Annotated in this window: 18 protein-coding genes, 1 tRNA gene and 1 other RNA gene; 7 read left to right on the top strand and 13 right to left on the bottom strand. The window is 69.8% G+C overall.

Annotated features, from left to right (window positions below):
- The first annotated feature begins 42 nt into the window (after positions 1-42).
- Both AC3WRV_RS16715 and AC3WRV_RS16710 read left to right on the top strand, forming a co-directional pair.
- A complete protein-coding gene (locus tag AC3WRV_RS16715) occupies positions 43-1,755 on the top strand; it encodes an amidohydrolase (RefSeq protein ID WP_492314128.1) in 1,713 nt (570 codons plus the stop codon).
- A gap of 38 nt (positions 1,756-1,793) precedes the next feature.
- Positions 1,794-1,867 (top strand) — tRNA-Gly (locus AC3WRV_RS16710).
- 5 nt (positions 1,868-1,872) lie between these two features.
- Here AC3WRV_RS16710 and AC3WRV_RS16705 read toward each other — a convergent pair.
- The 8 genes from AC3WRV_RS16705 to AC3WRV_RS16670 form a co-directional block, all read right to left on the bottom strand.
- A complete protein-coding gene (locus AC3WRV_RS16705) occupies positions 1,873-2,850 on the bottom strand; it encodes a TraB/GumN family protein (RefSeq protein WP_492314127.1) in 978 nt (325 codons plus the stop codon).
- A gap of 43 nt (positions 2,851-2,893) precedes the next feature.
- Positions 2,894-3,547 carry a hypothetical protein gene (locus AC3WRV_RS16700; RefSeq protein ID WP_492314126.1) on the bottom strand — a complete coding sequence of 218 codons (654 nt, stop codon included), beginning with the start codon at positions 3,545-3,547 and terminating at the stop codon, positions 2,894-2,896.
- A gap of 9 nt (positions 3,548-3,556) precedes the next feature.
- On the bottom strand, positions 3,557-3,745 hold the full coding sequence (locus AC3WRV_RS16695; RefSeq protein ID WP_291837405.1) for a helix-turn-helix transcriptional regulator: 189 nt from the start codon (positions 3,743-3,745) through the stop codon (positions 3,557-3,559).
- 10 nt (positions 3,746-3,755) lie between these two features.
- Positions 3,756-4,196, bottom strand: a complete 441-nt coding sequence (locus tag AC3WRV_RS16690) for a hypothetical protein (protein ID WP_492314125.1) — start codon at positions 4,194-4,196, stop codon at positions 3,756-3,758.
- An 89-nt stretch (positions 4,197-4,285) separates the two neighbouring features.
- Complete coding sequence (locus tag AC3WRV_RS16685; RefSeq protein WP_492314124.1) at positions 4,286-5,551, bottom strand: DNA recombination protein RmuC; 1,266 nt, start codon at positions 5,549-5,551, stop codon at positions 4,286-4,288.
- Between the two features lie 156 nt (positions 5,552-5,707).
- Positions 5,708-6,310, bottom strand: a complete 603-nt coding sequence (gene recR / locus AC3WRV_RS16680; RefSeq protein WP_492314123.1) for a recombination mediator RecR — start codon at positions 6,308-6,310, stop codon at positions 5,708-5,710.
- Positions 6,310-6,645, bottom strand: coding sequence for a CPCC family cysteine-rich protein (locus tag AC3WRV_RS16675; RefSeq protein ID WP_492314122.1), 336 nt, complete (start codon positions 6,643-6,645; stop codon positions 6,310-6,312). Before AC3WRV_RS16675 ends, recR begins: the two co-directional genes overlap by 1 nt.
- Positions 6,645-6,974: a YbaB/EbfC family nucleoid-associated protein gene (locus AC3WRV_RS16670; RefSeq protein WP_291837392.1), complete on the bottom strand. Its 330-nt coding sequence runs from the start codon at positions 6,972-6,974 to the stop codon at positions 6,645-6,647. The genes AC3WRV_RS16675 and AC3WRV_RS16670 overlap by 1 nt, the downstream gene beginning before the upstream one ends.
- A gap of 161 nt (positions 6,975-7,135) precedes the next feature.
- Between AC3WRV_RS16670 and AC3WRV_RS16665 the strand changes: the two genes are divergently transcribed.
- The gene (locus tag AC3WRV_RS16665; protein WP_492314121.1) at positions 7,136-7,750 is read left to right on the top strand and encodes a malonic semialdehyde reductase; all 615 of its coding nucleotides are present in this window, start codon (positions 7,136-7,138) and stop codon (positions 7,748-7,750) included.
- A 975-nt stretch (positions 7,751-8,725) separates the two neighbouring features.
- On the opposite strand, the gene AC3WRV_RS16660 is transcribed toward AC3WRV_RS16665, so the two are convergent.
- Positions 8,726-9,160: a hypothetical protein gene (locus tag AC3WRV_RS16660; RefSeq protein WP_492314120.1), complete on the bottom strand. Its 435-nt coding sequence runs from the start codon at positions 9,158-9,160 to the stop codon at positions 8,726-8,728.
- 86 nt (positions 9,161-9,246) lie between these two features.
- Positions 9,247-11,133: a DNA polymerase III subunit gamma/tau gene (locus tag AC3WRV_RS16655; protein ID WP_492314119.1), complete on the bottom strand. Its 1,887-nt coding sequence runs from the start codon at positions 11,131-11,133 to the stop codon at positions 9,247-9,249.
- A 137-nt stretch (positions 11,134-11,270) separates the two neighbouring features.
- On the opposite strand from AC3WRV_RS16655, the gene AC3WRV_RS16650 reads away from it, so the two are divergent.
- The gene (locus tag AC3WRV_RS16650; RefSeq protein WP_492314118.1) at positions 11,271-11,867 is read left to right on the top strand and encodes a hypothetical protein; all 597 of its coding nucleotides are present in this window, start codon (positions 11,271-11,273) and stop codon (positions 11,865-11,867) included.
- Between the two features lie 35 nt (positions 11,868-11,902).
- Here AC3WRV_RS16650 and ffs read toward each other — a convergent pair.
- An RNA gene (ffs, locus tag AC3WRV_RS16645) (signal recognition particle sRNA small type) lies at positions 11,903-11,996 on the bottom strand.
- Between the two features lie 57 nt (positions 11,997-12,053).
- On the opposite strand from ffs, the gene nudC reads away from it, so the two are divergent.
- A complete protein-coding gene (gene nudC, locus AC3WRV_RS16640) occupies positions 12,054-12,995 on the top strand; it encodes an NAD(+) diphosphatase (RefSeq protein WP_492314117.1) in 942 nt (313 codons plus the stop codon).
- Here nudC and AC3WRV_RS16635 read toward each other — a convergent pair.
- Positions 12,983-13,381, bottom strand: coding sequence for a hypothetical protein (locus tag AC3WRV_RS16635; RefSeq protein WP_492314116.1), 399 nt, complete (start codon positions 13,379-13,381; stop codon positions 12,983-12,985). The two genes, nudC and AC3WRV_RS16635, sit on opposite strands and share 13 nt — an antisense overlap.
- A gap of 107 nt (positions 13,382-13,488) precedes the next feature.
- On the opposite strand from AC3WRV_RS16635, the gene AC3WRV_RS16630 reads away from it, so the two are divergent.
- The gene (locus tag AC3WRV_RS16630) at positions 13,489-14,304 is read left to right on the top strand and encodes a helix-turn-helix domain-containing protein (RefSeq protein ID WP_492314115.1); all 816 of its coding nucleotides are present in this window, start codon (positions 13,489-13,491) and stop codon (positions 14,302-14,304) included.
- A gap of 135 nt (positions 14,305-14,439) precedes the next feature.
- Here AC3WRV_RS16630 and AC3WRV_RS16625 read toward each other — a convergent pair whose 3' ends face one another.
- Positions 14,440-15,162 (bottom strand): 3-deoxy-manno-octulosonate cytidylyltransferase, encoded by a 723-nt coding sequence (locus tag AC3WRV_RS16625; RefSeq protein ID WP_492314114.1) that lies wholly within the window; start codon positions 15,160-15,162, stop codon positions 14,440-14,442.
- A gap of 151 nt (positions 15,163-15,313) precedes the next feature.
- On the opposite strand from AC3WRV_RS16625, the gene AC3WRV_RS16620 reads away from it, so the two are divergent.
- Positions 15,314-16,042 (top strand): c-type cytochrome, encoded by a 729-nt coding sequence (locus tag AC3WRV_RS16620; protein WP_492314113.1) that lies wholly within the window; start codon positions 15,314-15,316, stop codon positions 16,040-16,042.
- Positions 16,043-16,049: the final 7 nt, after the last annotated feature.

Here is a 16,049-nt window from a genome sequence, read left to right as displayed (position 1 = left end):
AATAAGGCGAGTCCGAAGCCCCTTCCCGTAAGGAACGATCAGATGCGACGGACGCTCCTTCTCGCCCTGCTGCTGGCCGGAACCGCCACTTCGACCCAGGCGCAGGACCTGATCATCCGGGGCGGTCCGATCTACACCGGCGTTGACGGCGCGCCGACCGCCGAGGTGGTCCAGGTCCGCAACGGCCGCATCACCTACGTCGGCGCGCTCGCGGGCGCGCCGGACGCCGCGGATCTGGAGGTGGTGGACCTGCAGGGCGCGGCTCTGTTCCCCGGCTTCACCGACGGCCACGCCCACCTGGACGGCGTGGGCTGGCGCGAACTGACCCTGAACCTCGAAGGCTCGGCCTCGGTCGCGGATGCGATGGCCCGGCTGACGGTCTGGGCCCAGGCGCATCCGGACGGCCCCATCGTCGGGCGCGGCTGGATCGAGACCCGGTGGCCGGAGGGCCGCTTCCTGACCGCCGCCGACCTGGACGCCGCCGCGCCGGGGCGCATCGTCCTGCTCAGCCGCGCCGACGGCCATGCGGTGGTCGTCTCCTCCCCCGCCCTCGCCGCCGCCGGGATCGACGCCTCGACCGCCGCGCCGTCCGGCGGAGAGATCCTGAAGGGGCCGGACGGCGAACCCACCGGCCTGCTGGTCGACGCCGCCGAAGGGCTGGTCGCCCGCCTTATGCCCCAGGCCGATCCCGCCGCCACCCGCGAGGCCTATCGCGCGGGCTTCCGCGTCGAGGCCGCCTACGGCTGGACCGGCGTCCATTTCATGAGCGCCCCGTGGCGCGACGTGCCCCTGCTGGAGCAGATGGCCGAGGCGGGCGAGGCGCCGCTGCGGGTCTACAACAGCGTCACGCCCGACGGCGCCGCCGAGCTGATCGCCGGCGGTCCGCGCAGCGCCGCCGACGGCCGGATCATCACCCGGGCGATCAAATACTACGCCGACGGCGCCCTGGGCTCACGCGGCGCGGCCCTGTTCGAACCCTATGCCGACCGACCCGACACCACCGGCCTGATGCAGATCACCGAGGCGGAGATCGTTCCCCTGTACGCAGCCGCGCTGCGGGGCGGCATCCAGGTCGCGACCCACGCCATCGGCGATCGCGGCAACGCCTCGGTGGCGAGCTGGTACGCGGAGGCCCTCAACGCCGTCCCCGCCGCCGCGCGGCCCAACGGCGCGGACGTGCGCTGGCGGATCGAGCACGCCCAGATCCTGCGGCCGTCCGACTATCACTGGTTCCACGACCTGCCGATCATCGCCTCGATGCAGCCGAGCCACGCCATCGGCGACCTGCATTTCGCCCCCGCGCGGCTGGGCGACGCCCGGCTGGACGGGGCCTATGCCTGGCACAGCCTGGCCGACCGGGGCGTCATCGTCGTCGGCGGCTCGGACGCGCCGGTCGAGCGCGGCTCGCCCCTGATCGAGTTCTACGCCGCCGTCGCGCGGCGCGATCTGGAGGGCTTCCAGGGGCCCGACTGGCGGCCGAACGAGGCGGTGGATCGCGCCACGGCCCTGAAGATGTTCACCCTGTGGCCGGCCTACGCCAGCTTCCGCGAGGCCGAGCTGGGCACCATCGAAGTCGGCAAGCGCGCCGACCTGACCGCCTTCGACGTGGACCTGATGACCGCGCCCCTGGCGGACATCCCCAAGGGACGCGCCGTGCTGACGATCGTGGACGGCTCGACCGTCCATGCCGTCATCTCGGCCACAGACGGCGTGGAGTTCCGTCTGCCTGGAACCCCTGCGCGCATCTCGCCTTGATGCACCGCGGCGTTCCGCTTAAGGCTGCCTCCGGCTGCGCGGGCGTGATGTAGTGGTAGCCTGAAAGCTTCCCAAGCTTTTCGTGCGGGTTCGATTCCCGCCGCCCGCTCCAGCCCCCTACTCGACCCGCGTGGCGTGGACGCCGCGGCGTTCGAGGATCGACTGCACGCTGTCGTCCCCCGCCAGGTGCGCCGCGCCGACCGCGATGAAGACGGTGCCCGAGCCGTCCAGCAGGGTCTGGATCTGGCCCGCCCAGTTGACGTTCCGGTTGGTCAGCAGCGTGTCGTAGACGACCTTGTTGTCGTCCTTCATCTCCTGCACGCCGTAGCGCTCGATGGCCGCCACATCGCCCTTCGACCAGGCGCCGACCAGGCGGTCGAGCTCGACGGTGGCGTTGTCATAGGTCTCCAGCGTGCTGCGCAGGAAGTCCAGCTGGGCTTCGTCGGGCAGGCCCGCGATCAGGCCGACCTGTTCCTCCAGCGTCTCGAAGCCGTGGAGCGGCTTGCCGGCGGCCAGGGCGCGGGCCTTCAGCACCAGCTCGACGCCCGAGGCCGGATCGTAGCCCGCCTTGACCAGCGGGGCGACCGACAAGGTCAGGCCGGCCAGCCAGGGGCGGAAGATGTCCATCTGGGCGGCGGGCATGCCGATCGAGGCCGCGGCGGCCTGCAGGTCGGCGTTCTCCTCAGCGTTCAGCAGGCTGGAGAGGGGCGTCTGCGGCGAGAGGCCGAGGCGCTGCACGATCGGCATCATGGCCGCCTGATCGTCCGGGTTGGAGATCTCGAACCAGATCTGGTCGGCGCTGTCGAAGGCGGTGTCGATCCGGTCGGTCGCCCAGCCGGTGGTGGGGCGCAGCACATGGACGGTGCCGAACAGATAGATGGTCGAGTCCGCGTCGCGGATGACCCACAGGGCCGGACCGGCGCCCTCGGCGCGGGGCGCGGCGGCGACGGCGGGAGCGGCGGGAGCCGCGGCCTGGGCCAGCGCCGGAGCGGGCTGGAAGGCGATGGCGGCGGCCAGGCCCAGCCCCGCGGCGAGGCCGAAGACGGTGCGGCCGGTCAGGGCGGCGGTGGATTTCAGGCGCGAAGCGAGCGTCATCGGAACGGTCTCCTGGAGAAGAGCTGGATCGGGGAGGCGGGAATCAGGCGAGGCCGCGGCGGAAGGTCACGACCATCGACACGATGAGGTAGACGCTCATCAGGACGACATAGATGTCCCAGGCGGTGAGCGGCGGGGCGACCGCCAGACGTTCGGCGGCGGCCCAGATGAAGAGCAGGCCCTGTCCCAGCCAGAAGGTCAGGGCGCCGGCCTCGACCACCACGCGGCGGAACAGCTCGTCGACCGAGCGGTAGAGGCGCAGGTTCAGCGCCGTGTGCAGCACCAGCAGAAGGCCGATCCCGGCGAGGGAGGCGGTCACCGGCAAGGCCAGGCCGGAGAGGATCATCGGCAGGATCATGATGACCCCGGACAGGCCCAGGACGGCGGACTGCCTGCGGGCGTCACGGACCTCATCATCGCCGGCCGGACCTTCCAGCTTGAGGACGCGGCCCAGGCTCCGGCGATAGAAGGAGGTGATGGCCGTGCCGAGGCAGCTGACCAGCAGCACCGCGGCGACCAGGCCGGCGACGATGTCGGCCCAGCGCAGGTCGGGCAGGTCCGGCTCGAGGCCGGGGAAGAGCTTGGCGGCGAACTGGCCGACGGCGTAGCCGACGGCGCCGAAGACGGCGCCCGCGAGGACGGCCTTGCTCAACTGGCGGGCCCATTCGGGCGTGGAGGCGGGGAAGAGGCCGGACATCGCAGGCTCCTATTCCGAGAAGATGGATTCGATGGGCTGGTCGAAGACCCTGGCGATCTTGAAGGCCAGCGGCAGGGACGGGTCATAGCGGCCGGTCTCGAGCGCGTTGACGGTCTGGCGGGAGACGCCCAGCGCATCCGCCAGATCGGCCTGGCTCCAGTTGCGCTCGGCGCGCAGCACCTTGAGACGATTGTTCATGACAGGGTCCTCACCGGCGCTTCGCCCACCACACCGCCCAGGCGATGCAGTAGCCCACCACCTGACAGGTGAACATCAGGGTCATGCCCGCGACCAGGACGTCGTTGGGCGCCATGGCGCCGAGCCCCAGGTCGCCGTCCCGGTGCAGGGCGGTCAGCAGGAGGGCGCCGCCGACGAGCGCGCCGGAGCAGCCGCCCCACCACCAGGCCCATTTGTGGGCCTCGCGCGCGGCCTCGTCGATCCGGCGCCACCACCAGACGCAGAGAAACAGGGCCGCGGCCATGGCGGCGCCGTTGACGGCCAGCGACGCGGCCAGTCCCGGCGCGCCGGGAACCTCGCCGGCGAAGACGCTGCCGACGCCCGCGAAGACGCCGACGAGGATGGACAGCCCGAATACGAGGCCGAAGGCGGCGACGCCGGTCAGGGGGCGTTTGGGTTTGGCGGACGGCATGACAAGCTCCCCTGTCTGTTTGACAAGGGTGTTTTACATCACCAGCGAGACGTGTCAAGCGCCCTTGTCAATCGGCGCCGGGACCGGTCTCAGCCGCCTTCGGTCAGGCTGAGGCGGGCGCTGTCGGTGAGTTCGGGCCGGCTGAGGGTGCGGGGCGCCTGTTCGACGGGGGCGAGCTCGGGGATGTCCTTGCCCTCGTGATCGACGTGCAGGTCCTCGAAGCGGCGGGCCGAGACCATGACCTGGCTTTCCAGCGAACCGACGAACTGGTTGTAGCGGCCCACGGCGGCTTCCAGCGCCTTTCCGACCGATGCGGCGTGGCCGCCCATGACCGAAAGGCGCTTGTAGAGCTCCTTGCCCAGCTTCGCGACCTCCTCGGCGTTCTTGGCCTGCTCCTCGGCGCGCCAGCCGTAGGCGACGGCCTTGCACAGGGCGAACAGGGTGGTGGGGGTCGCGATGAGCACGCGCGAGGCCATGGCCTGGGTGATCAGTTCGGGTTCGTGGTCCAGGGCGGCGGCGAGGAAGGACTCGCCCGGAACGAACATAACGACAACGTCCGGGCTGGGCTTGAACTGGTCCTGATAGGCCTTGGAGGCCAGCTGGCGCGCGTGGGTCTTCATGCTGGCCGCGATCCGGATCGAAGACGCCCGCGCCTGCGCCTCCTCGTCGCCATCGGCGGGATCGTCGAAGGTCAGGGGCACCTTGGCGTCGATGATAAACATGCCGCCGCCGGGCATGCGGACGATGAAGTCGGGGCGTTTCTGGCGCCCTTCCTCGTCGGCGTAGGAGGACTGTTCCTCGAAATCGAAGCGGCCCGCCATGCCGGCGGCCTCCAGCACGTTGCGGCAGGTCTGCTCGCCCCAGCGGCCGCGGCGGCCGGTGTTGCCGCGCAGGGCCTCGGTCAGCTTGCGCGCCTCGTCGCGGGTGGCGCTGGAGGCGGTCATCAGCTGGGCCAGCTGCTCCTTGAGTCCGCCGGTCTCCTCGACGCGGGTCTTCTCGAGAGCCGCGACCTGCTCCTGGAATTTCAGCAGGGTTTCGGCGACCGGCTTGAGCTGGGCCTCCATCCGTTGCTGGGCCATCAGCTCGCGGGTGCGGAAGGTCTCGTCGGTCCGCTTCAGCAGCGTCTCGGCCACCGTGTCGGCCTGCTCCCTCGCCTGGGCCTGGAGCAGGGCGGTCTGGATGGCGGCCTGGTCCTCCGCATAGTGCAGACGGGCCTCGGTGGCGGCGAAGCGCTGCGACAGGTCCCAGGCGCGGGCGTCCGAGGCGGCCGCGCGGCGACGCTCCATCACCGCCCATGCGAGGGCGATGAGGGCGACGACGGAGGCGGCGAGGGCGGCGACGAGCGAGGCGTTCATGCTCCGTTCCTTATCCGGAGTCGCGGAAAGCCGCCACGTCCGACTGAAAACACCGTCCGATGCGTCCGCATGCGTCCGATGCGTCGCCCTGGGAGGCAACCGGCGGCAGGATAGCCGATAGCTGCGTCAGAAACGGACGCAGCCCGTCCGATGGCCTCAGGCCGGGCGTCGCGCCCGCAGGGCCTGGACGATGGTGCCGTCGTCCAGCCAGTCCAGCTCGCCGCCGACGGGGACGCCGCGGGCCAGGCTGGTGATCTCGACCTGGCCGCCCGCCAGCCGTTCGGCGATGTAGTGGGCGGTGGTCTGGCCATCGACGGTGGCGGGCAGGGCCAGAACGACCTCTTTCGCGTCGCCGCCGCGCACTCGCCCCACCAGTTCGGCGATGCGGAGCGCGTCCGGGCCGACGCCGTCCAGCGCCGACAGCAGACCGCCCAGCACGTGATACTTGCCGCGGAAGGCGCCCGAGCGCTCCATCGCCCACAGTGCGCCGGCCTCCTCGACCACGCAGATCAGGCCGTTGTCGCGGGACCTGTCCGAGCAGATGGAGCAGGGGTTGCGGGTGTCCGGCGCGCCGCAGACCGAGCAGGACGACACCTTCTCCGCCGTCTCCGCCAGGGAGGCGGCCAGCGGGACCAGCAGCTGGTCACGCTTCTTGAGCAGGGCCAGGGCGGCGCGGCGGGCCGAGCGGGGCCCCATGCCCGGGAGCTTGGCCAGCAGGCTGATCAGCCGCTCGATCTCGGGTCCGGCGGAGGCGGCCATCAGGTGCGCAGCCAGTAGGGTTCGGCGGCCGTCATGATCGGGCCGCCCTGCATGTCGCGGCCGTTCTCGAGCGGCCGCCATTCGGGATCCGGCTCGTCTTCGGCGGGCGCGCGGACGTGGGCTGAGAAGCGGGGATCGCTGACCCCGGCGCTGATGAAATACAGCTGCGCCTCGGCCAGGCTGACTGAATTGGCGCCGTCGCGCAGGAGGGGGTTGGCCAGCTGCTGCCCGTCGTCTTCCCACCAGCAGATGGGGCAGACCTGGAACGAGCCCCAGCCCTCAGCGAGCGTGCGGTAGCCGCAGCACGGGCATGTGGTCCCCTCCCCGCCGAGCATCAGAACAGCTTGGGCATGCCGGGAATGTTCATCCCCGCCATGGGACCGGCGGCCTCGCGCATCAGGGCGGCGTTGACCTCGTCCAGCCGGCGCTTGGCGTCGGCGTGGGCGGCGACGATCAGGTCGGCGAGGATTTCGGTGTCGCCGGGGACCATCAGACTGTCGTCGATGGTCACGGCGGTGATGTCGCCCGGCCCCTTCAGGGCCACGGTGACGAGGCCGCCGCCGGAACTGCCGGAGGCGGAGGTTTCAGCCATCTTGGCCTGGGCGTCCTGCAGCCTCTGCTGCATCTGCGCGGCCTGTTGCATCAGGGCGTTGAGGTCTTTCATGCCCCCTAGATAAGCGGTTCGCGCGCCCGGCGACAGGGGTCGGCGAAATGACGGATCCGCTATCTGCAACAGAAAGTGTTCCAGACCCCTTGGCGCCGCCTTCAGGCCCTCCTATTTAGCACCCGCTGCTGTTGCAGTTCTATATCTGGAGGGACCACACGATGGCCTTTGACGCTCTGCCCGACCGCGACGCCCCGCTTAACGAAGCGGCGCTGGCGCAACTCTTCACCGAAGCCCGCACCCGCAACGCCTGGACTGACCGTCCGGTGTCCGAGGCGCTGCTGCGCAAGCTGTACGACCTGACCAAATTCGGCCCGACGGCGGTGAACAACACCCCCGCCCGCTTTGTCTTCGTGACCTCGCCGGAGGCGAAGGCGCGCCTCGTGCCGCTGATGGCGGAAGGCAACCAGGCCAAGACCGCGCAGGCGCCGGTGACGGTGATCGTCGGCCAGGACCTGGATTTCCCCGAGCACCTGCCGACGCTGTTCCCCCACGCGCCGGGCGCGAAGGACTGGTTCGCCGATGACGCGATGCGCCGCGAGAGCGCCTTCCGCAACGCCTCGCTTCAGGGCGGATACATGATCCTGGCCGCGCGGGCGCTGGGGCTGGACGTCGGCCCGATGTCGGGCTTCGACCCGGCCGCCGTGAAGGCCGAGTTCTTCCCGGACTCGAACGTCGAGCCGAACTTCATCATGAACATCGGCTACGGCTCGGACGAAAACCTGTTCCCGCGCTCGCCACGGCTGAGCTTCGAGGACGCATCGCAGATCCTGTAGGGGCCGAAGCCGTCGAGGCTCTTGTCATCCCGGCCGAAGCGAAGCGGAGAACCGGGCAGGCATGGAGCTCTCTTCCGACTGTCGCCCGGACAGCTGCTGACGCAGCTTCCGGGCGTCTCGCGTTTCAGGAGCGAGCGTCCGGATCACCGCTGCGGTGCGAGGGATGACCCGTGTTCCGGGCTGTCGCCGGCCAGCCCAAGAGCGGGCGCATTCGAAGGCCGCAATGGGTGGAAAGCGGACATAGGCGAGTGTGCCATGGACCTTGCCCCAACGTCCGGTCGAGGTCGCATGTGGAGCTCGCCCCAGCTGATAGCGCCGATGACGTTCAGTCCCACCACTGGACTAAGCAGAGCTCTTGATCTGCCGCCCCTTGGGCAAAGTTTAGAAGAGCAGAGAAGTGTTCTTTGTAGTAGTTGGGCGGATCGTCAGGCGTCCCAGCGCCGATGACTTCCCTTTGCGCCCCCCAAGTCGCCGGAAGTGCTCGAAGGATGTCGGTGGAGGTTAGGCCAGCCAAGACACCTGCCGCACGCTGGACCTCAGGAGCGACAAGACAGGTCACATCTGAGTAGACAGGATCGTGTTGTGGTCCAGCCGCGCATTCCTCGTTGAGGAGCTTTGATCCCTCTAATATGTCCCGCAGCGCTGCGACTTGCCCCTCCGTAAAAGACCGTCGAGCAAGCGCTAGCAGCCCGTTAGGGGCCCAATCGAGGTCCAAGGTATCTTCAGGTCCCGCTAGGTCGAACCGCAAGAGCCGCTCCAAGGCGTCGGTATCGACAGACGCTTCGCTCAGCGAGCTCTGAGATATTCTGACGATCCTTTGTTTGACAGCCATAAGCTCAGGGTGCCGTCGTATCGGCTTGCAGGGAAGCGGTGCTCATCGCTCAATCTTAGCCGTTGAAGTGCGGTCTGCAACCGGCCCTGAAGTGCACCCTTATGTCTGCAATGGGTCGGATGCGGACTGCCCCTTGGGGGCGGTTAGCGGACGTTGTTCTGAGCCTCGTATTGGCTGCCCGGCGGAATGCCGGGCTCAATAGCAATCGACAGCGACCGCCCCTCAATAAACCCGGACAGGCCATAGGCTGGGTCGAGTTCCACCCGGAAGCCCTCGTTCGGGCCCCGAACGATGCTGAGGCCCATCAACGCATTCTGGTGATTGAAACCGTCAAGCTGCATCCCGGTGACCTCGCCTAACCGGAACGTGACGACGGCATGGCCTTCAAAGACGTAGGGACCATCCGGTTTGACCGCGCGGCTTACCTTGAAGCCGTGGACGCGGAGCATGCACGTGGGTCCGGCGCGGTCGAATGCGAAGCTGGTGACCTCGGCGTCATGAAAGCGAGGAGCATGGCCGTCGAACCATTCCACAAGCTCCGGCCCACCGGGCACCGCGTTCAGCAGTTCGATATTCACAGTAGACACCCCCGTCAGAGGGCCAACCTGAATGAGCCACCCAATGTCCGCAATGGGTCGAAAGCAGTCCCTGCCTCCCGCCTTACCTAGTCCTCGTCGTCCGCCTCGTCCGGGATGACCGGCAGGTCCACCGGCGCGGCGGTCGTGCGGATCTCGCCGATCTTCGCGCCGGGGAAGGCCTCCATGATCGCCTTGACGAAGGGGTCGGCCTCGACCTCGGCGCGCTCTTCGGAGCGTTTGCGGCGGTCGATCTCGATGATGGTCTCGCCGCCGCCCTGGCCGTTGGCGGCGATCAGCCAGGTGCGGCCGGTCCATTCCCTGAGCCGGGCGGACAGCTTGCGGGCCAGGTCGATCGGCGCGCCCTGCACGCTCTCATAGGTGATGGCGCCGGGCTTGAAGGCCACGGGGCGGACGAAGCGCTGCACGTCCATCTGAAGGCCGACTTCGCGCTTCTCGCCGATCAGGGCCACGACCTGTTCGAAGGACTGGGGATCGGGCAGGGCCGGGGCCGCGACCGGGCGGGCGGCCAGCTGGGCCCCTAAACTGGCTTGGGCGCCGCCGCCTCCACCACCACCGCCGCCGCGCGGGGCCGAGCCGCCGCCGCCGACGGGGTCGCCGTCGCGCAGGGCCTTCAGAGCCTCTTCCGGTCCCGGAAGGTCGGCCGCATAGGCCAGGCGGATGATGGCCATCTCCACCGCGTCGGCGGGATTGGGCGCGCGCCGGACCTCGTCCAGCGCCTTGAGCAGCATCTGCCAGACCCGGGCCAGCGTGCCCGCCGAGATGACCGCGCCCAGCGCCGTCAGCTTCTGGGCCTGATCATTGGGCAGGCGGGTGGCGTTGGGGCCCAGCATCTTGGCCACCGAGGCGGCGTGGCAATGCTCCAGCAGGTCGTTGGTCACCTGCACCGGATCGGCGCCGTAGCCGTACAGGGTGCGGAACAGCTCCAGCGCCTCGGGCGTGCGGCCCGCCATGATGGATTCGAACAGGGCGATGGTCTGGGTGCGGTCGGCCAGACCGAGCATGTCGCGCACGATCTCGGTCTTGACCGTCTCGCCGCGCTCGCCCTGGACCAGGGCCTGATCCAGCAGGCTGAGGCCGTCGCGGACCGAGCCTTCGGCGGCGCGCGAGATCAGGGCCAGGGCCTCCTGCTCGATCTTCATGCCTTCGCGGTCGGCGACGCGGCCCAGATGCTCGACTAGGATTTCCGGCTCGACGCGGCGCAGGTCGAAGCGCTGGCAGCGGGACAGGATGGTCACCGGCACCTTGCGGATCTCGGTGGTGGCGAAGATGAATTTGGCGTGGGGCGGCGGCTCTTCCAGCGTCTTCAGCAGGGCGTTGAACGCCTGCGTCGACAGCATGTGGACCTCGTCCAGGACGTAGACCTTGTAGCGGGCCTCGACCGGCGCATAGCGGACGCTCTCCAGGATGTCGCGGATGTCGTTGACGCCGGTGTGCGACGCCGCGTCCATCTCCATCACGTCCATATGCTGGCCGGCCATGATGGCGGCGTCGTGCCGGCCATGGGCCGTCAGCTCCAGCGAGGGCCGGTCGATGACGTCGGTCTCGTTGTTCAGGGCGCGGGCGAGCAGGCGGGCCGTGGTCGTCTTGCCGACCCCCCGCACGCCGGTCAGCATGAAGGCGTGGGCGATGCGGCCGGTGGCGAAGGCGTTGGTCAGGGTGCGCACCATCGCCTCCTGGCCGATCAGGTCCTCGAAGGTGCGCGGCCGGTATTTGCGGGCCAGCACCTGATAGGCGGCGCCGTCGTTCTCATGCGCCGGCTGTTCGGCCGCGAGCGCGGGCTTCGGCGGCGAAGGCGCGGCGGCCTCGGCCAGGGCGACTTCCTTCTCGGGCTCGGGGGCCACGGGCGGAGCGCCGAACATGTCCTCGGTATTGGGGTCGCGCTCTTCCGCCGCCCCTTCCGGGGCGTCCTCGTCCCACGGGGGGCCTTCGAGACTCGGGTCGATGTCGCTCATGGGATTGTCTTAGCGTGGGCGGAGAGATTCCGGGAGGGCGGATGTGCGGCCATCCGGCCCTCGACTGGGGAACACCCGTTGTCGCCGCGAGCAGCCATGCTAGGTCTCGGACATCTATCGAGATGGGTGGGGTATCAATGTCCATAGCCTTGCGCTGCCTGGCGAGCGGTCTCCTCGCCGCCGTTCTCACCGCGACACCGGTCGCCGCGCAACAATTCCAAGCTTTTTCCAGCATCTGTCTGGACACCAGCGCCCGGCGGGACGCAGCCGACGAGATCCTGACCCAACAAAACTGGTACAAGGACAGGGGGAGAATCCAGCAGGCGGACAGCCGCAACTTCCTCGACACACAGTATTACGCCAACGTCCCGGCCGGGACGGCGGAGAATGCGGTCCCCAATCCAATGCTCGTCATGCTGGCGCATGCGGCTTCCGAGCAGGTCTTCGGCCTGGAAGGTTCGCACATTGAAACCTGCACGGTTTGGAGCCGGGCATCGACTGTGGAGGCGCTCGCGGCCAACGTCACTGAACGCCTCGGCTTCTCTCCTGTCCGTTCAGGCGAAATGCTGATCTGGCCATTTACCCTCAGCAATGGCGTCGTCGGTGATCGCACCGGAGACAGCGAGGCAGAGTTCTTGCAGCTGTTGCGTTCGCACGAAGTGCAGATCGTATCCCTGAGCAGCACGGGCGGAAGCGCCACGCTGATGCTCGACGTCAGCCGACCCAACCGCTGACCGACGGCGTTACTGTCGGAACCGGATTGTCTGGGAAAGGTGGAGACCGCGACCCGAAGGGGAATTCGTTGTGGCTGCTGCCTTCCGGCCCTGACCAGATTGGCGAAGCCTTCGCCCGCGATCTCCGATCGGGGATATGACGATTCCGGCTCGCGGATGCAAGCGCCGCCTTGCTAGAACACGGCCATGCCCCTGCCCGTCCTGAACACCTTCGCCGGCAATCCGCTCGACCGGGCGGGCGACCGGCGCAACGATCCCGAATGGCTGGTCGAGCAGGCGGCCAATCCCGAGGCGCTGGCGCTGGTCATGTGGCAGGGCAAGCCGCTGGTCGAGGACCATGCCGAGGGACCGCGCCTGCAATGGCTGGCGCTGAACCACGCCCGGGCCGTGGTCCCGGATCGCGAGGTCTTCCTCGGCCTGTGGAAATCCGCCCCGGTCTTCGCCGTCGAGGTGGAGGGGCCGGTCGATCCGACGGCCGGGCCGCTGCAGGGGCTGGGCGCCTTCCCCGAGATGCGCGAGGCGGCGGGCGTGCTGTCGGACGCCGACGCGGCCATGGCCGGACTGGCCAAGAGCCTGTTCGACTGGCGCGCGCGGCACGGCTTCTGCGCCGCCTGCGGCCAGGCCAGCGACACGGCCTCGGGCGGCTGGAAGCGCATCTGCCCGGCCTGCGGGACCGAGCATTTCCCGCGCGTCGATCCGGTCACCATCATGCTGGCGATCTACAAGGGCGGGCCGGAGCCGAAATGCCTGCTGGGCCGCCAGGCAGCCTGGCCGGAGGGCCGGATGTCGGCGCTGGCGGGGTTCCTGGAGCCCGGCGAGACCATCGAGGAAGGCTGCGCCCGCGAGATCGAGGAGGAGGCCGGCCTGACGGTGACGGCGGTCCGCTATCACTCCAGCCAGCCCTGGCCCTTCCCGTCCCAGCTGATGATCGGCCTGTTCGCCGACGTGGATTCGGACGACGCCCGGCCGGACCAGACGGAGCTGGAGGCGGTGGCCTGGCTGACACGGCAGGAGGCGGCCGACGTGCTGGCCGGCCGCCATCCCTCGATCAAGGCTCCGCCGAAGATCGCCATCGCCCGCAGCCTGCTGCAGGCCTGGGTCGACGGCGCCGACGATCAGGCCGCCTGACGGGCGCCCCGGATCGCGAAGACCTGCAGGCCGGCGAAGACCGCCACCGCCGCCGCCTGAGCCAGGACGAAGGCGACGCCGAGCCCGTTCGGCTGCAGCCAGCCCAGCACCAGGGTCATGACGCTTTCGATCACCCACAGGGCGTTGACCGCGATGACGGCCATGACCAGCGGCCGGGCCGGACGGGTCTGCAGGGCGAGCGCGGCGACGCCCAGGGCCCAGGCGACCAGGAACAGGCCGGCGGGCCGGGTGAAGGCGGGGTCCAGGCCCAGCAGGTCGTCCAGCGGGCCGGAGCCGAAGGCCAGCAGCAGGCCGGTGGCGCCGCTGGCCAGGGCGTCGAGGCCCAGAACGCGGCGCAGGAACAGGGGCGTGTTGGCGGTGGTCATGTCGTCCTCCTCGGTGTTGACGATCCGAGATTGACGGCCCCGCTCAGGCCGGTCGATTACGCGAGAGGTAATGGCCAGACCCACCTCGGAGGGATTGGATCGTCGTCATGCAGAACATCACCGACACCCCCCCGACTTCTGGCCCGACTTCTGGCCCGACCTTCGGCCACGCCCTGCGCGACTGGCGCCGCCGTCGCCGCCTGAGCCAGATGGACCTGGCCATTGAGGCCGACATCTCGACCCGCCACCTCAGCTTCCTGGAGACCGGCCGCGCGCGGCCCAGCCGGGAGATGGTGCTGAACCTGGCCGAGCGGCTGGAGGTGCCGATGCGCGAGCGCAACGCCCTGCTGAGCCTGGCCGGCTTCGCCGCCGTCCACGCCGAGCGCGCGCTGGACGCGCCCGACATGGCCGTGGCCCGGGCGGCGATCGAGCGGCTGCTGAGGGCGCACGAGCCCTACCCCGCTCTGGCCGTCGACCGCGGCTGGAACCTGGTGATGGCCAACGCCGCCGTGGGGCCGTTGCTGGCCGGCGCCGCGCCGCATCTGCTGGAGGGACCGATCAATGTGCTGCGCCTGAGCCTGCACCCCGAGGGCCTGGCGCCGCGTATCCGCAACCTGCCGGAGTGGCGGGCCCATGCGCTGGAGCGGTTGCGGGCGCAGTTCGCGGCCTCGGCCGACCCCGGCATCCTGGCGCTTCTGGACGAGCTGTGGGCCTATCCCGCGCCGCCGGGGCCGCGCGCCCACCCGGCGCCGGGCAGCGCCATCGCCACGCCGCTGGTGCTGGACGGACCGGACGGGCCGCTGTCCTTCCTGACCACGACGACGGTGTTCGGCACGCCGCTGGACGTGACCCTGTCCGAAATCGCCATCGAATCCTTCTTCCCGGCGGACGAGGCGACGGCGCGCGCCCTGGGCGGGCGGTGATTCTCCCTCCCCCGAAGTGGGGAGGGATGTCGGCGCGCCAGCGACGACAGGGTGGGGTCCGTATCCGAGCGCTCGGTTCCCCACCCGTCTCGCTTCGCGAGCCACCCTCCCCATGAGGGGAGGGAGAAGATCGGGTCAGGCCAGCTTTCGGGCCGCCTCGAGGTCCGCCGGATTGTCGACCGACAGCGGAGCCTCGTCGATCACAGCGGCCCAGATCTGCAGGCCCATTTCGAGGGCGCGGAGCTGTTCCAGCTTTTCGCGCTTCTCCAGCGGCGAGGGCGGCGCGGCGCAGAATTTCAGCAGGGCCTCGCGGCGGTAGCCGTACAGGCCGATGTGCCGCCAGACGGGGGCGTCGCCGTACAGGGTCGAGCGGGTGAAATAGAGGGCCTGACCGTGGCGCTCGCCCTCGGGCAGGGCGATGACCGCCTTGACCACGTCCGGATTGGAGCGGTCCGAGAGGTCGGCCTCGCGCGCCACCAGTGTGGCGATGTCGCAACGCGGCTCGCCGTGCAACAGGGCCGCGCAGGCGACAGCCAGGCCCGGGTCGGCGAAGGGCATGTCGCCCTGGAGATTGATCACCGCATCGTGGACGCCGTCCGGATCGATGGTCTCCAGGGCCGCCCGTATGCGGTCCGAGCCCGAAGGCAGGTCCGGATCGGTCAGGACGGCCACGCCGCCGATGGCCTCGATGGCGTCGACGATGGCCTGATCGCCCGCCGCCACGGCCACCGGCAGGCCCGACAGGGCGGCCTGCTCATAGGCGCGCACGATCATGGGCTTGCCGCCGATGTCGGCCAGCGGCTTGTCCGGCAGGCGGGTCGCCGCCATGCGAGCGGGAATCATTATCAACGGATTCATCGGTCTGCCTCGCTGCCTGCGACGCCGGACCGCCTGAAAGGTCGCTCCGGCCCGGTTGCGAAGGCCGCGCTAGCGTGTAAGAGACGCCCACGCAAGAATTCGCCCGCCGTCCAGACGGTCGGGCCCTAATGTACGGGATGCGACGAGACGCATGAGCGGCAATCTGAACGGCAACAAGATCCTGGGCGCCGCTCTGGCGACCGCCTTCGTCATCATCGGCGTGCAGCAGGTGACGGGCGCGATCTATCATACCGAAGCCCCTGAAAAGATGGGCTACTTCGTCGACGCTCCGGAAGAAGCCGCGGGCGGTCCGGCCGAAGTCGTCCTGCCGCCGGATTGGGGCACGGTCCTGCCGGCCGCCGATCTGGCCGCCGGTGAAGCCGCCTTCGCCCGCTGCCAGGCCTGCCACGACGCGCACTCGGGCGGCGCCGACAAGATCGGCCCGAATCTGTGGGGCGTCGTCGGCGGCCCGGTCATGCACCGCGCCGGCTTCGCCTATTCGGACGCCATGGCGACCCACAAGGCCGAAGCGCCGACCTGGGGCTATGACCAGCTGGACCAGTTCATCACCGCGCCGGGCCGCTACGTTCCGGGCACCAAGATGTCGTTCGCGGGCATCCGCGACCAGCAGACCCGCATCAACCTGATCGCCTGGCTGCGCTCGCAAGGCTCGGGCGGCTTCGCCATCCCGGCGCCGGACCCCGCGCGTCAGCCCGGCGCGGCTCCCGCCGCCGCTCCGGCGGAAGGCGCGGCTCCGGCTGAAGGCGCCGCCGCCACCGAGGGCGCGGCTCCGGCCGCCCCGGGCGCCGCTCCGGCGACGACCCAGGCCACGCCGGCGGCTCCGCCCGCCGCGACCAGCCCGGCCCAGGCCAACCACTAGGCTCGGT

Source organism: Brevundimonas sp. EU05-FHT14B11, from assembly GCF_058790835.1.
This window is presented reverse-complemented; position numbering and strand designations above follow the sequence as displayed.

Coding starts and splice junctions, on each gene's coding strand:
- AC3WRV_RS16715 (WP_492314128.1), top strand. CDS start 43: ATGCGACGGACGCTCCTTCTCGCCCTGCTGCTGGCCGGAACCGCCACT.
- AC3WRV_RS16705 (WP_492314127.1), bottom strand. CDS start 2,850: ATGACGCTCGCTTCGCGCCTGAAATCCACCGCCGCCCTGACCGGCCGC.
- AC3WRV_RS16700 (WP_492314126.1), bottom strand. CDS start 3,547: ATGTCCGGCCTCTTCCCCGCCTCCACGCCCGAATGGGCCCGCCAGTTG.
- AC3WRV_RS16695 (WP_291837405.1), bottom strand. CDS start 3,745: ATGAACAATCGTCTCAAGGTGCTGCGCGCCGAGCGCAACTGGAGCCAG.
- AC3WRV_RS16690 (WP_492314125.1), bottom strand. CDS start 4,196: ATGCCGTCCGCCAAACCCAAACGCCCCCTGACCGGCGTCGCCGCCTTC.
- AC3WRV_RS16685 (WP_492314124.1), bottom strand. CDS start 5,551: ATGAACGCCTCGCTCGTCGCCGCCCTCGCCGCCTCCGTCGTCGCCCTC.
- recR (WP_492314123.1), bottom strand. CDS start 6,310: ATGGCCGCCTCCGCCGGACCCGAGATCGAGCGGCTGATCAGCCTGCTG.
- AC3WRV_RS16675 (WP_492314122.1), bottom strand. CDS start 6,645: ATGCTCGGCGGGGAGGGGACCACATGCCCGTGCTGCGGCTACCGCACG.
- AC3WRV_RS16670 (WP_291837392.1), bottom strand. CDS start 6,974: ATGAAAGACCTCAACGCCCTGATGCAACAGGCCGCGCAGATGCAGCAG.
- AC3WRV_RS16665 (WP_492314121.1), top strand. CDS start 7,136: ATGGCCTTTGACGCTCTGCCCGACCGCGACGCCCCGCTTAACGAAGCG.
- AC3WRV_RS16655 (WP_492314119.1), bottom strand. CDS start 11,133: ATGAGCGACATCGACCCGAGTCTCGAAGGCCCCCCGTGGGACGAGGAC.
- AC3WRV_RS16650 (WP_492314118.1), top strand. CDS start 11,271: ATGTCCATAGCCTTGCGCTGCCTGGCGAGCGGTCTCCTCGCCGCCGTT.
- nudC (WP_492314117.1), top strand. CDS start 12,054: ATGCCCCTGCCCGTCCTGAACACCTTCGCCGGCAATCCGCTCGACCGG.
- AC3WRV_RS16635 (WP_492314116.1), bottom strand. CDS start 13,381: ATGACCACCGCCAACACGCCCCTGTTCCTGCGCCGCGTTCTGGGCCTC.
- AC3WRV_RS16630 (WP_492314115.1), top strand. CDS start 13,489: ATGCAGAACATCACCGACACCCCCCCGACTTCTGGCCCGACTTCTGGC.
- AC3WRV_RS16625 (WP_492314114.1), bottom strand. CDS start 15,162: ATGAATCCGTTGATAATGATTCCCGCTCGCATGGCGGCGACCCGCCTG.
- AC3WRV_RS16620 (WP_492314113.1), top strand. CDS start 15,314: ATGAGCGGCAATCTGAACGGCAACAAGATCCTGGGCGCCGCTCTGGCG.